Genomic DNA, 15667 nt, shown 5'->3' with positions numbered 1-15667 from the left:
TCCGAAAACGCTTCTCAGACGATCCATGTATAATGATCGGCAGTTCAGTTTCGGGTGCGCCTCCGGAACACCGCGAAACATTGTTTCAGACAGCACTGTCACTTAAAGCGAGGTATCACTGTGTCTGCAAGAAAAATTATGAGTCTGGTGCTGACAGCCGCCCTGCCCCTGTCAGTCTGGGCGGTACCGGTAGAAACCGATGCCACTGGAAAAGATCAGGAAGCGGCTCTTAAAAAGGCCGAGGTTAATGCCGTAAGGAATGTGATGCTCACTATAACCGATGAGGAATTTGTGCGCGGACATGTTTCCGATATTCGTCAGCAAATCATCCTTAACAGCGGGGAGCTCGTTACCGGTTCAGAAATACTTTCCTCGGAAAGCAATGGCAAGGGACAGACCAAAGTGCGCGCCAGATTCGAGGTAGATCGGGACAAGATCGCCGGAATCATCAGCAAAATCGGAGGCGGCAGTGCCGAAACTCCGGTAACTGCTGACACCGGAAACACGGAATCCCCGAGTACAACTGACACCGCCAGCACCGGAAACACGGAACCCCCGAAACCGGAAACCGCAACAAATGACACTCAGAAAACCGAGACTGCCGGCACCGTAACCCCCGCCTCCGGCCCTGAGGTGGCTCCGGCTCCGACTCCCGGTGCGGATCCCCGGGTAGCCGAAAGATGGCTGGTCACCAAAATTGCCCGCGATATTCATGACGGACTTACCGCCGTGGGAGACGAGGTAGCAGTCCGGGAAGTCAGCAGAAAGACCGCGGACAATGGCGAGGAAATAACCCAGTACGAAATTGCAGAACTTGATCCTGAGGTCGAAGACAGCTCTGCTGACAGCTCCCGCAAAATTTTTGAATTCATCACCACCCGGGCTCCGGAGGGAGTCACTGCAAAGCTGAACATTTCCGATGCTTTATATGAAGCCATGGATATCGAGGATGTCCAGCGGGACACCGTTAAGAACATTCTGTCCGGAACTAAAGGCTTCTACAGCATTGCGGACGACAGCCTAAAAGTAACCACCAGTCTGAAGGAGGATTCCCGTACCGCTGACGACATAACCGTCAAGTGGGCTCCTGCGGTTATGGAAACCACCATGCATAACCTGACAGCCTACAAGGATTCTCTTGACTACTCCATCAGCATTCCGTCCCTGGAAATTCTGGAAACTGAAGAAGCTGATGAAGAAGCTGATGGAGCAGCAGAGGAGAAAAAGGAAAGCAGCAAAAAGGACGTACTTCTGTTCGGGCTCTCCAATTTCAGTCTCACGGCGCAGAATCGCCTGGACGGCTTTAAGACAGATCTTGCCGCCGGAAAAGTCAGCTACAGCCCTCTGGAAATCACAGATGTCAAGACCGGCTTCTCGTCAAAAATCGATGCCGCTGCACACAAAAACTCCCTCAGCTACAGTTTTAAGATGGCACAGCTGGTATTCGCCGAGCCGGACGCCGGAGAAAACGAACGCTTTGACGTCAAAAACGCATCACTGGATCTTTCTCTCAATAACCTTGACACCACTGCCATGGCCGCTGCCTGCGGAGACAAGACTGCCGGTATGAATATGCTCCAGTTCTCCAAATGTAACATGACCATTGACGATGATGCCAGGGAGGCCGCATTTCTCGGACTTCTGGGATGGGATTTCTCCGCAAATATCAACCTGAGTGCCCAGCTGGGCGGATCCCAGGTCTCTGCCAAGGCCACTGCCGGAATCAAACCGCAGGAGAAGTCCTCGGAGAGTGCCGACGGTGCCGCACCTTCTCTGCCGAATATCCCGGGGGACATTATTCTTGATGCCGACATCAGCATTGATGCCGCCCTTCTGGGCAAACCGCAGTACATTCCGGAAGATGTGACCGCCATGCTGAAGCAGTATGCCCAGGATCCGGCAGCTACTGTCTACACCTATCATCTGGAATTCCGCGACGGAGCACTGAAGATAAACGGAAAGGACATGCAGTAAGACTGTTCCGGAAATTACGCACTATATAAAACTAGCAACGGAGTCTCCTGAATCCGTTGCTTTTTTATTGATATAAAATCACTTCTTTTTTTCTCTATTTCTGACAAGATATCGTCTATAGCTCCCAACAATATTAATATTTTTGTGACATATAACAAATTGTTTATAACATTTAATTTTTAATGTTTGACAAACATGCAAACCAATCACAAACTTTTAATACTAATAAACATAAAATATTACCTTGGAGACGCATCATGGACGGTTTCAAATCATCTGAGATGAAGTCAATATTGCATTCAAAAAGATCTAATATCTACTTTTTAGAACATTGCCGAGTGATGCAAAAAGACGGAAGAGTTCTATACCTAACAGAAGATTCCAAACAAGAAAGCTATTTCAATATTCCTATATGCAATACGATCGTAATTCTTCTAGGCTCTGGAACATCAATCACCCAGGCAGCTGCCAGAATGCTTGCCCAAGCTGGTGTACTATTTGGCTTTTGCGGTGGAGGTGGCACTCCACTATTCGATGGTAACAGCATTGAATTCGTTACTCCTCAAAGCGAATACCGTCCTCCTTTGTTTGTGCAACAGTGGCTATCATTCTGGTACATTGACGAATTCAGACTCAAAGCTGCAAAGCAACTCCAACGCTATCGCATATCATTTATTAAAAAAATCTGGTCCAGTAACAGAGACCTTAACCAGTTTGGATTGTCAATCAGTGACGAATTATACAGCGCTCTCAATGATTACTCATCTCAAAACGACAATGCATCTAATGTAACAAATCTTCTTACGATTGAGGCTCGTTTTACCAAATTGTTATATAAATACGCTGCTACAACTTTGCTCAAGAGCGAATTCTCTCGTTCTAAAGAAGGCGAAAGCACCGATCTTGCAAATAGTTTTTTGGATCATGGAAACTATCTGGCCTACGGTCTTGCTGCATCAGTATTGTGGGTACTGGGAATCCCGCATGCGTTTGCACTTATGCATGGAAAAACTAGACGCGGCGCACTAGTGTTTGACGTGGCAGATATCATCAAGGATGCTGTAGTTCTGCCTTGGGCATTTATTTGTGCTGCACGTAATTATCAGGACAGTACCTTCAGAAAACAGCTTATTGTGGTTTTTAATGAACTAAAGGTTATGGATTACATGTTCGACAGTGTTCAGCAGATTTGTTCAGATAACAACCAGATGGAGACCTAGTAGCCATGATGGTAATGTTTATCTCAGAGTCCGAAAAAAATGCTATAAAATCCACACGAAAGGTGCTGGATGCCTTTGCCAATAGAATCGGGGAAAATACCTGGCAGACTGTTATTACAAAAGAAGGCCTTGAAATGGTCCGCCATCTCCTCAGACAAACTGCAAGTAAAAACACCTCAGTCAGTTGCCATTGGATTAGGAGTCGACAGATTTCAGAATTATTATGGGTCGTGGGCAACAAAAACAAATTTGATGAAGACGGAAATGTCCCAGTAAACAGTACCGGCAGAAAAATTCTAAAACACTACAAGGAAACCGGTTGGAACTTCATGCCTTTGGTGCAAGCTCTTTCTGCCGTTGCAGCTCTGATGCACGATATTGGAAAAGCATCATCATATTTTCAGGACAAACTCCGTAATTCCTCCTGTACTGCAGATCCGTTTCGGCACGAATTTGTGTCAGCAATAATCATCCAGGGAATATCCCGCTATTATGCTGAGAATGGACGTGACATATGGACAGAACTTGCCGCTGGAAATATGCCTCAAATAGCTGATTTTATACATCATTGCAGAGATCCTGAGAAAGAAAACAAACCTCAGTATCATCCTTTTAGGAAAGAATCATCAATTGTTCTCTGCTGTATTGTTTGGCTTGTACTAAGTCATCACAGATTACCTCTGCCGGTTAATGCTCGTGGCGATACTGTTACTAAAAATGATTTAAGCAATGGAGCTACAAGCATTTCGGAACTGTTGTCATACATTACTCCTGGATATACCTACAGACGCTTCACAGAGAATAATTCAGATGACACCAGGAATTTTAAGGCAGATTTGAATCATTGCTTTGATTTTTCTTATGAGTTTTCTGACTTTTCCGAAAAATGGCGCAATGACCTGAAAAAATGGTGTTATAGACTACTGGAAGCTTCATCTGAGATCGAAAAATTCGCAAATGACGGAACCCTGAGACTGGTGCTCAGATACGCTAGACTTTCATTGATGCTCGGAGATCACTTCTATTCATCGCTGGAAGCTGATCCAAAATGGAAAAGCAATTGTTCTCTCTACGCCAACACAGATCGGGAACGCGGTGGTTTTCGGCAAAAACTTGATGAACATCTGTGCGGAGTTAAAAACATCGCACTTAAAGTCTCTCACTACCTTCCCGCTCTTGAAAATGATCTTCCGCACACTGGAATTATCCAGGCACTGAAACATAAATCCAAGGGCAAATATATCTGGCAGGATCAGGCTGTAACAGCCATTAAAAAATTCCGAACTGAAAACCCCGATGTCATAGGAGGTTTTATCCTTAATCTGGCTAGCACCGGCTGCGGCAAAACAACTGCCAACGCAAAAATCGCGACCACATTTGGAGAAAATCCAGGAACACTACGTTTTACACTAGCACTTGGATTGAGAACTCTTACTTTGCAAACCGGTGATGAATATCGTGACAGATTGCGTCTGACAGATGAAGAATTGGCTGTGGTCATCGGCTCGGCTAGCGTGCAATATCTTCACGAACAGGAGAGGAAACAGCATATACTTGAAAAAAAATTGTTCCCCCAAGAATCGGATGAAAATATGTTTGGGGGATCGGAATCACTGGAAGATTTGTATGAAGATGAGACCTTCTTCGAAGGCGAGCTTCCACATGAAGGTTTTGCAACACTATTCAAAAATTCAGCTTCATCAAAAATGCTATACGCTCCAGTACTATGCTGTACCATCGATCAAATCATGAATGCCACAGAATGCTGTCGCGGTGGTCGCTACATGTTGCCCTTGCTACGAATAATGTCATCAGACCTCATAATTGATGAAGTTGATGATTTTACAGGAAATGATCTGAAGGCCATCGGAAGACTCATCCACCTTTGTGGTACTTTGGGTAGAAAAGTGGTTCTTTCCTCTGCAACAATCCCTCCTGAAATTGCAATTTGTTACTTCTATGCATACAAGGAAGGTTTTAAAAACTATTGCGATGCAAGAGCCATAAAGCCTAATATCATGGTGGCATGGCTTGATGAGAATGAAAGCAGCGTGGAAAAAATTAGCTGCATAGAATCATCTCAAAATCTTAATTTTGGGAGGCTTCACTCAAATTTTTCAAAGCGACAGACAGACAGACTCAAAAGATCTGTCCCTCTAAGAACAGGGTACATCTGCAACTGTCCCATTGAAAATGACGATAACTATTCTGACAAAAAAGAAAATCGCACTGAAATCTACTTCGAGCACATGTTACAAGCTGCTTTGTCATTGCATCATAATCATCATTTACATGATGCAGAAAGCGGCAAAAAGGTCTCTTTCGGAGTAATCCGTTTTGCTAATATTGATCCCTGTGTAGAGTTTGCAAAATACCTATGCAAATACTCTCTTCCCGCTGACACTGAAATTAAAATAATGGTTTACCACAGCAGACAAACTCTGCTACTACGTCATGAAGAAGAACAGTACCTGGACAATATTTTAAAAAGGCATGGAGAAAACCCTCAAGCACCGGTTATTCTGACAGATCCTGTAATCAGAAAACTCATAGATACCACATTCACAACCAATATTCTCTTTATAGTCATATGTACTCCTGTAGAAGAGGTTGGTAGGGATCATGACTATGACTGGGCTGTAATAGAACCCAGTTCTTGGCGTAGCATTGTCCAAATGTCAGGTAGGGTAAATCGTCACCGGCAGATACCTATATTGACACCAAATATAGCAATCATGCAATACAACATCAAAGCTTTTAAATATAAAAACAGAAAATCTTGGGATAACGGAAAAACTTGCCTTTATTACACCAAACCAGGTTACGAAACAGCCCATCCATCAATGCCATCCCATGACATGAAAATGCTACTTCCCTCATGGAACAACATAATCAATGCTGCCGATCGCCTGACTATGATTTCAGATTACAAGACCCCTCCAAATAATGGAAATATTATTGCATGGTACGAGCATAAAGTAATTAAATGTTTATTGTATAGTAACGAGCCTGATTCAACAAAAGAATATCCTGTAAGCTACTGGGATCTTAGTGCAATTACCCAAAAACTCAGCAGATTCCGTGATAGCACACCAACCATTACTCTGACTTTAAAAAAGTGTGAACCAGACGAAAATTATTATTCTTTCTATATACATGACAAACAAAATAATTTGACCAAGGTAGAGAATATCTATAATATTAATAATACATCATTACAGGATATAAAATTGTTTAACAGTAGAATGTGGCTTATGAGAGACTACGGTTCAACAATTGAGAAATATGCCGTACTTAACGGTATTCAATCAACGGAAGTTATGGAGCGTTTTGGTACTATTGAAATACCAGACTACGGAAATGTAGCTAACTGGAATTACAGTGACGTATTCGGAATGTACAAAACAGACAAAGGGGAGCATAACGAGGATGATAGATAAGGCTATATATGATTTCATTAGCGGGCTCAAAGAAGAACTGAACACTCCCGAAAAATTCATACCTAACGTAGCACTCAATGCAAAATACATAACCTGTGCTACACACCCGTGCCAGTTCTCGCATCCTTATGCAAATCAGGATAAGAATTCCAAGATTACACCCATTGTATTTTTTGGTTCCGCATCAGCTGATGGCTACATAAGATCAGGAAACATAAAGTCCAAGCGTAATATTGATATGTATGGTAGTGCTGGTTATGCCACAATCATGAAGTTTCTTGCCACACCAATGAGCAATGGAAAAACGGTGCTTGATAATATCAGAGAAGATACTCCCGAAGGGAAGGAACTGCTGTCTTCTTCAGGGAATTCAGCTACCGAGCTACGCGAACAAATTCTACAAGTATTCAAACCGTGCAAAGACACCCATGTTACGTCATCTAAAATCAAGCAAGTTTATTTCACGTTAGGAAATGGGCAGTACCATATCCTGTCTTTACTCACTCCATCAGCCTTGGTTTACGAACTAAAAAACAGAATTTCTGCGATAAGAGATGATGCAAAAGATAAAAAAGAACTCATAAGGAAGGGAGAGGGAGCAACAACTGGTTCGTTCCGGGAAATTTACAACCTTACTACTCTTAAATATGGAGGAACCCAGCCACAGAACATCAGCCAACTCAATACTGAAAACGGCGGAATAACCAAACTGCTATTCAGTGCGCCGCCTACTCTAGAAGATCACAAAATTAGATTACCTCGTCGAGATTTCTTCTCTGAATGTCTAAACAAACGCACTTTTAAATGGGAATTTAGCAGGTTATTAAAACTAATCACACTCCCTAAGGATTCGCCAATACCTTTAGAAAAGCAAAGAAAATTCCGCGATAGGATATTTGAAGAAATCATATTGTCCATATCGGAAAGAATGTTTATCGTTCGCGCAGCTCTTATAAACATCCCAAGTACGCTCAAAATTTCACAGCAAATTTGGCTTAGTAAGGATGAAACATTACGTGCCCAAAATAACAGCTGGGAAAGTGAAATACAGAATGATATGGCACGCTGGATAATTGAAAACCTAAAACGAGAGCATTCCGTAGTACTCGGAGATGCTGAAATGGTAGAAATAAAAAATATTATAGATAGTTATAGAGACTTGTGGAAATGAGTATAAAAACTTTTTTGATATTACCCCACATTAAGGTCAATAATGCTAATGCATGGTCAAGTCCTTACACTGCCGGATTCCCGTCCGTATGTGCCTTCGGCGGAGCCGTCCATGCGTTGCAACGTAAATTCAATGAAAAAGGCTTTAATAATTTTGAAATAAACGGGCTGGGGATCATTAATCACAAATTCAGCATGCGTACCTACAGGGAAGGACAATATAGTGATTTATCAATAATAGCCGGTGCAAATCCCTTGGATAAAGACGGAAATCGTCCTTCATTTGTTCCGGAAATTAAATGCATACTGGAAGTTTCTTTACTGTGCGAACTTGCTGGAATCACAAATGATGATGAAGATGAGGATATAGAACATACTGCAAATGATTTACTAAATAGCGGTTTTAGAATAGCTTCAGGAGATGTACAACCGACAGAAACTCCATATATTACAAGGGTAAATACTACCAACGAAGAAGATGAGAATTTCAGAAAAGATATCATCCACAGACTAATGCCTGGATATGCTCTCATCGAACGCCGCGAGTTAATGATAGAGAGCATGAAACTTGGTAATGATGCATTGGATGCACTGATAGAGCACATCTCTGTCATAGCCGAGCCTCACATTAATAACGGAAAAGTTGACATCGAGCGCTACCGAAAAAATCGTGGATGGTTAGTACCTATAAGCACTGGTTACGCAGCCATCAATGAGCTTGGAAGAGCAACAAATCAAAGAGATCCGGAAACACCGCACTGCTTCGCAGAAGCCATAGTCACGCTTGGCGAATTCAAAATGCTTCACCGCTTTCATAACATTAATTCCTTGCTATGGCGTAGATATTATGACGCGAACACAGGAATTTACTGCTACAGCCAATACGAAGAGGAGAGTCAGCAGACATATACAGGGGAGGAGGATGAAGAAAACTCAGAATTATTCAATATTTGATTTGTAAAACATTATTTTCTGATTTGGAGAACTATATCCATGGTAGCAAAAAAAAGCGATTTTCCGTCGGTACTTGCATTTGAGCGTAAACTCAACCCATCAGATGGTTTTTTATACGGAACAAGATGGAATGATAAAGGAAATGCCGTCCCCCTTAAGCTTGTAGAAAAATCAGTTAGAGGAACAATCTCTAACCGTCTTAAAACTGCAATATCCGGGGATCCCCTAAAACTTAATTCCGAAGTACAAAAACCAAACTTGCAAACAGTTGACTTTTGTGCTTTACCACAGGATTGCGACACACTTAAGATGGTATTTACTGTTAAAGTGCTTGGCAAAGTCGGGGAGCCTTCATCTTGCAATATGGCAGACTTTCAGAACAAACTCAGATCTGCAGTATCTGCATATTCCAATACCTTCGGTTTTAAAGAACTTGGAAAACGGTATGCGTACAATATCGCGTCTGGTCGCTTTTTGTGGCGAAACCGAGTAGGTGCTGAAGCAATTCAAGTATATGTCAAAGTACTAGGATCAGAGAAAGCATGGGTATTTGACGGAAAGACCTACCCTATCCGTACTTTTGACAAATCTGACGAAAAAATAGTAGCACTTGGCGAACTGATAGCGGATACACTCTCCGGTTCTGAATCTGTAACATTAGAGGTTACAACCTATGCCAAAATTGAAAATGGACAGGAAGTTTTCCCTAGCGAAGAATTGGTACTGGACAAAGGAAAAAACAGTAGTAAAAGCAAAATCCTATATGCTGTGGATGGTATAGCTGCCGTTCATTCACAGAAAATAGGAAACGCACTAAGAACGGTCGACACTTGGTATCCAGAATACACTGATCCTGTGAATGGTGCCGGACCAATAGCCGCAGAGCCTTATGGTGCAGTAACAAATATGGGTAAGGCATTCCGAAATCCAAAGGACAAAGTAGATTTTTACACGCTTTTTGACCGGTTTACCTGTGGTACACCTCTCGACAATGATAACGACAAGCATTATGTTATGTCGGTTCTTATCCGTGGTGGTGTCTTTGGCAAAGGTGACAAGGAATAATGAGAACACTATACTACCAGGATCTCATACTTTTACCTAATCAGGAGGTCTCAGCGACTTTCCTGATGGGTAAAGTGATTTCTGCACTGCATTTGATATTCGTAGAAGACGAACATAAAACTGGATGCGTCAATATAGGTCTTGGATTTCCAAGATTCAATAGAGAAAAACGAACTCTGGGAAATATTGTTCGTCTTTATGCATCTAGTCCCGATATTCTCCTTAATTCATCTTGTAACAGTAGATTACTTCGTCTTACTGATTACATAAAGAAAGGGGAAATACAGCCAATTCCTAATATTGTCCAAGGATATGTCCAGTATCGACGGATTCAGTTCAAGGAGAATAAGGAACGGCTTGTGAGACGTTATGCTCAAAGACATCATGTGGATATGAAACAGGCAGAAAAGGAATACTCCTGTTACAAAAATCCAGAAAATAACCTCCCTTATGTCACTCTTGACAGCCTAAGTAGCGGACAACGCTTCAGACTGTATATCGACGAAGTGTTGCAGGTTGAGAACAACAATACTTTGGTTTTTAGTAGCTATGGACTTATAAAGTCAGGAGCTCTACCTTATTTCAGCAATTCAACTTAATTGAAAACCATGGAGGATATAACATAGATTTATCTTTGATATTTTTATTCTAATGTTTTGTAAAACAACCATTTTTTTGGGAGAGACTAACGAGTTGTTGCATTTTCTACAATTTGTAAGGTCTCGTTATTTATTCATATATGACTCATTCCAACATCATATATCTTATTAAAACTGGTTACTGTTTATGTAAATAGTCATTTGATTCTTGTAGTACAATTAAACTTCTTGTAGTTATCTGCCGCATAGGCAGCTTAGAAAATGGATCCGCAAATGTCTGCGCGGGCGTCGTCGTTATCTGCCGCATAGGCAGCTTAGAAAATAAAATGCCGATTATATCCACTTGCAGAAATGTTATCTGCCGCATAGGCAGCTTAGAAATTTAGCTTTATTCTTAATTGCTTGTTTAGCAGGTTATCTGCCGCATAGGCAGCTTAGAAATTAGTCAGAGAGAGGCCGGGGGCTACCCGACCGTTATCTGCCGCATAGGCAGCTTAGAAACTGTTCCAAAGCCAGTGTTAAAAAATTCAAAGTGTTATCTGCCGCATAGGCAGCTTAGAAAGGAGGTTCCCGCCTTAATCTTCTGCTCATAGCGTTATCTGCCGCATAGGCAGCTTAGAAAGCTATTATGGCGGCCTTTTCTTTTTCCTTTATGTTATCTGCCGCATAGGCAGCTTAGAAAGTTTCGAAAGTTTCCGGTAAATACATCATTACTGTTATCTGCCGCATAGGCAGCTTAGAAAACACATAGCAGATTATACGTATATCAAAAAAGGTTATCTGCCGCATAGGCAGCTTAGAAATTGTCATCGCCGCGGCGGAGGGGGTGCTTCTCCGTTATCTGCCGCATAGGCAGCTTAGAAATGATTTTGCCTTAGCTGCTTTTGAATTAAATTGTTATCTGCCGCATAGGCAGCTTAGAAATATTTGGTGCTATTTTTTTGTGCCTACAAAATGTTATCTGCCGCATAGGCAGCTTAGAAATCCAGCTTAGAAATGATAAAACCTGCCACAGGGTTATCTGCCGCATAGGCAGCTTAGAAAGCACTCTCTGAAAGATTTTACCTGCTTCTGCTGTTATCTGCCGCATAGGCAGCTTAGAAATTGCTAGTAAGGGATCTCCCGCCTCTCGGTCTGTTATCTGCCGCATAGGCAGCTTAGAAAAAAAGAAAAGTAACAATTTAAAAATTTAACAAGTTATCTGCCGCATAGGCAGCTTAGAAAGGTAATCTGATAACTTCCTCTGGGATATGTAAGTTATCTGCCGCATAGGCAGCTTAGAAATGCCAGGAGGTAAGGTGGGGGAGGTTGTAAGCGTTATCTGCCGCATAGGCAGCTTAGAAAAGCCCGGTATCCGCATTTTTCTGATGTAAGCCGTTATCTGCCGCATAGGCAGCTTAGAAATCAGTGATAATTGCATAGCTTTTGCTTCCGACGTTATCTGCCGCATAGGCAGCTTAGAAACGGTGGACAGGTGCGCCGCTATACGATACCTAGTTATCTGCCGCATAGGCAGCTTAGAAAGAGATAATGAGAGCGGCGGCAGAAGAAACAGCGTTATCTGCCGCATAGGCAGCTTAGAAAAAAAAATGGAAGTAACAAGATTAAAAGAAATTGTTATCTGCCGCATAGGCAGCTTAGAAATCCCGCCTGACGCCACCATCGCGGATATCATGGTTATCTGCCGCATAGGCAGCTTAGAAAGACATATAAGAACGTGCCAAAAAAAGCTTTTCGTTATCTGCCGCATAGGCAGCTTAGAAATTTTACAATATCCGGTTCATAACCTTTCATAAGTTATCTGCCGCATAGGCAGCTTAGAAACGGTTAAATTTTGTAGTATCATGCATTAATTCGTTATCTGCCGCATAGGCAGCTTAGAAAGTATAGGATTTGCTCAAAATGCCCTATATTGCGTTATCTGCCGCATAGGCAGCTTAGAAACACTCTTATTATGTGACAATTATCACATATTGGTTATCTGCCGCATAGGCAGCTTAGAAATCCTTATCTGTGGAAAAGTATTTCCCGTTGCTGTTATCTGCCGCATAGGCAGCTTAGAAAGGCACGTTATGCCGCAGGAACTTGCAACACGTGTTATCTGCCGCATAGGCAGCTTAGAAATTTTTTGTTTAAAAATCTGTTTTAATAAATCCGTTATCTGCCGCATAGGCAGCTTAGAAAGATACTGGCAGGAGGGTTATCGGTTAAATTCTGTTATCTGCCGCATAGGCAGCTTAGAAAAACAGAAGTCAAAGCGCCAGTAGTGCGTTATGGTTATCTGCCGCATAGGCAGCTTAGAAAAGACATCATCAAAGGATCTCCGGTGCTTTGGAGTTATCTGCCGCATAGGCAGCTTAGAAAGGAAACTGTCTCTCTCCCGATTCAGTGATAACGTTATCTGCCGCATAGGCAGCTTAGAAAGTGTCTTCATGCTCCCCGCCCGCGCGGGCTTCGTTATCTGCCGCATAGGCAGCTTAGAAAGGATCGGTAATATCAGCCACAAACAAGATATTGTTATCTGCCGCATAGGCAGCTTAGAAAGCGACGCTAACCCTCACGTGCTCATCACCGGAGTTATCTGCCGCATAGGCAGCTTAGAAAGCACGTAACAAAAAAAATGATATTGTCTATGAGTTATCTGCCGCATAGGCAGCTTAGAAAAGGAAAAAACAGGGGGAAATACAAAAAAAACTGTTATCTGCCGCATAGGCAGCTTAGAAACTTACATCATAAGGCTTTACGCTTACATTAATGTTATCTGCCGCATAGGCAGCTTAGAAATTGTTTTTATTATTATCAAAACTGATACACTGGTTATCTGCCGCATAGGCAGCTTAGAAAACAGACTGTCGGACAGCTGGACGCGCTTATCGGTTATCTGCCGCATAGGCAGCTTAGAAAGGGAGATTTTAGGCATAGACCTCCCGGAATATGTTATCTGCCGCATAGGCAGCTTAGAAAGCCTGTCCTCCGGAGGTGCGGGAGCTCTTATCGTTATCTGCCGCATAGGCAGCTTAGAAATGCTGGAGCGATTCGGTTATTCCGTCCCTGACGTTATCTGCCGCATAGGCAGCTTAGAAAACAATGAACTAAAATTTAAATTTACACCTTCTGTTATCTGCCGCATAGGCAGCTTAGAAAACGGGGAACATTAAAACGGGGAGGTTAAAAATGTTATCTGCCGCATAGGCAGCTTAGAAACCCAAATGACAGAGAGAGAAAAGGAGAGGAAAAGTTATCTGCCGCATAGGCAGCTTAGAAATGACTACTCCGGAGACCGTTTTCAAGTTTTCAGTTATCTGCCGCATAGGCAGCTTAGAAATTAACGCTGAACAGGCATACGTCCGGAAAATGGTTATCTGCCGCATAGGCAGCTTAGAAAGTGAAGTGCTCCAGAGCAATGCCCCGACATACGTTATCTGCCGCATAGGCAGCTTAGAAAAGCCGGCAATATTCCCGGAACCTGTCCCATTCGTTATCTGCCGCATAGGCAGCTTAGAAAAGAATGACAATGGTCTGGCCGATACCGGTAGCGTTATCTGCCGCATAGGCAGCTTAGAAAGCTCCCATAGCAGATCAAATAATGAGGTATATGTTATCTGCCGCATAGGCAGCTTAGAAATCCATCCACGCCGCGAAGGCATTCATGGTAGCGTTATCTGCCGCATAGGCAGCTTAGAAATCAGCGGTCAGTCCGGCGGCGCCGGCCTTAACGTTATCTGCCGCATAGGCAGCTTAGAAAATGGACGGAATCCCGGAGGGCGGTTACATAATGTTATCTGCCGCATAGGCAGCTTAGAAAAGCTTTTACCGTTCAATGTAAGATGTAACATAGTTATCTGCCGCATAGGCAGCTTAGAAAGGTATAACTTGTATTATCTTTGAGACTAATTTGTTATCTGCCGCATAGGCAGCTTAGAAAACCAGTGCCGCAGTTCTGCCGGTGTCATAAATGTTATCTGCCGCATAGGCAGCTTAGAAATGAAGCCTGAAATAATGAGAGCGGCGGCGGAAGTTATCTGCCGCATAGGCAGCTTAGAAATTGCTCATTGATACTATTACCAATATACAGAAGTTATCTGCCGCATAGGCAGCTTAGAAAATGAGCCAGGGATTTTCTCAGGAGCGGGAAAGGTTATCTGCCGCATAGGCAGCTTAGAAATTGTAATTTTCCCCACCGAGGAGGGAAACAACGGTTATCTGCCGCATAGGCAGCTTAGAAATTTCATTACCGTGTACTGTTGCGGCATCCCATGTTATCTGCCGCATAGGCAGCTTAGAAAGTTCCGTTTACGTATATAATGATCTCATATCCGTTATCTGCCGCATAGGCAGCTTAGAAAGCTTATTATATGCGTCCATGTGAACGCCATTAGTTATCTGCCGCATAGGCAGCTTAGAAAATCAGGAAGGTGGCCTGATATTTAGGGTCGGCGTTATCTGCCGCATAGGCAGCTTAGAAAGATATATAGAAAAGTCCCGTAAAATGCTTTCTGTTATCTGCCGCATAGGCAGCTTAGAAAAAAAGTCCCCATATAACACGTTTTTAACACGTGTTATCTGCCGCATAGGCAGCTTAGAAAGCAAGTATATCATGCAGTTCTGCAAACGTTCGGTTATCTGCCGCATAGGCAGCTTAGAAAAATAGTTTAATTTTTAGTCATTCTTCGGTTTAGTTATCTGCCGCATAGGCAGCTTAGAAAGTATAGCATATAACTTCGGCACGCTAAGTCCATGTTATCTGCCGCATAGGCAGCTTAGAAATGTTCAGCGTTAAGGTGCGGGAGGTTGTACGCGTTATCTGCCGCATAGGCAGCTTAGAAAGGCCGTGTGTACGAACTTGCACCGAATAGCGAGTTATCTGCCGCATAGGCAGCTTAGAAATTCAAAAAAAGTATTAGGTCTTAAACCGTCTTTTTAAGGCTTCAGGGATTCTTGACAAAAGTGCTGGTGAATCCGTACCATATCGCACACGAAAATCGGGATGTGTTGAAGGATTTTGCAATGGAAGCGAAGATCACAAATAACAATCTTCCTGCTAATCAGCACGATACTGATACTTCCAAACTGGACAACCTTTACTCGTTAATCGAAAAACTTACATCAACCATTCAAGAACAGACCTCAACCATTCAAGAGCAGACCTCAACCATTCAGAAGCAGACTTCAACCATTCAGAAGCAGACTGAAGCCTTTCAAAATCAAGCCAAAAAAGTTGAAGAACAGGAGAATAGGATCAGCG

7 protein-coding genes, 1 pseudogene and 1 CRISPR repeat array are annotated in these 15667 nt (G+C 42.7%); all 8 genes and pseudogenes read left to right on the top strand.

The annotated features are described in order from the left end of the window. The first annotated feature begins 120 nt into the window (after window positions 1-120). Entirely contained in the window at window positions 121-1974 is a 1854-nt protein-coding gene (locus F557_RS0107395) for a YdgA family protein (RefSeq protein WP_157617783.1), read from the top strand. Window positions 1975-2231: 257 nt separating this feature from the next. Further along, window positions 2232-3194 (top strand): type I-F CRISPR-associated endonuclease Cas1f, encoded by a 963-nt coding sequence (cas1f, locus tag F557_RS0107390; RefSeq protein ID WP_019001603.1) that lies wholly within the window; start codon window positions 2232-2234, stop codon window positions 3192-3194. A gap of 5 nt (window positions 3195-3199) precedes the next feature. Next, a complete protein-coding gene (gene cas3f / locus F557_RS0107385) occupies window positions 3200-6634 on the top strand; it encodes a type I-F CRISPR-associated helicase Cas3f (protein ID WP_019001602.1) in 3435 nt (1144 codons plus the stop codon). Next, window positions 6624-7805 carry a type I-F CRISPR-associated protein Csy1 gene (locus F557_RS0107380; protein ID WP_019001601.1) on the top strand — a complete coding sequence of 394 codons (1182 nt, stop codon included), beginning with the start codon at window positions 6624-6626 and terminating at the stop codon, window positions 7803-7805. Before cas3f ends, F557_RS0107380 begins: the two co-directional genes overlap by 11 nt. Further along, window positions 7802-8758: a type I-F CRISPR-associated protein Csy2 gene (gene csy2, locus F557_RS0107375; protein ID WP_019001600.1), complete on the top strand. Its 957-nt coding sequence runs from the start codon at window positions 7802-7804 to the stop codon at window positions 8756-8758. Before F557_RS0107380 ends, csy2 begins: the two co-directional genes overlap by 4 nt. A 39-nt stretch (window positions 8759-8797) precedes the next feature. Further along, window positions 8798-9823 carry a type I-F CRISPR-associated protein Csy3 gene (gene csy3 / locus F557_RS0107370; protein WP_019001599.1) on the top strand — a complete coding sequence of 342 codons (1026 nt, stop codon included), beginning with the start codon at window positions 8798-8800 and terminating at the stop codon, window positions 9821-9823. Then, window positions 9823-10422 carry a type I-F CRISPR-associated endoribonuclease Cas6/Csy4 gene (gene cas6f / locus F557_RS0107365; RefSeq protein ID WP_019001598.1) on the top strand — a complete coding sequence of 200 codons (600 nt, stop codon included), beginning with the start codon at window positions 9823-9825 and terminating at the stop codon, window positions 10420-10422. The genes csy3 and cas6f overlap by 1 nt, the downstream gene beginning before the upstream one ends. Window positions 10423-10655: 233 nt before the next feature. After that, a CRISPR array of direct repeats spans window positions 10656-15309; the repeat unit is 28 nt; unit sequence GTTATCTGCCGCATAGGCAGCTTAGAAA. Between the two features lie 120 nt (window positions 15310-15429). Beyond that, a pseudogene (locus F557_RS22660) lies at window positions 15430-15667 on the top strand (hypothetical protein); the annotation flags it as partial.

Origin of the sequence: Succinimonas amylolytica DSM 2873 (assembly GCF_000378405.1) — a bacterium.
Classification (GTDB): domain Bacteria; phylum Pseudomonadota; class Gammaproteobacteria; order Enterobacterales; family Succinivibrionaceae; genus Succinimonas; species Succinimonas amylolytica.
The sequence above is the reverse complement of the archived record's forward strand: the minus strand, read 5'-3'. Positions and strand labels throughout refer to the sequence as shown.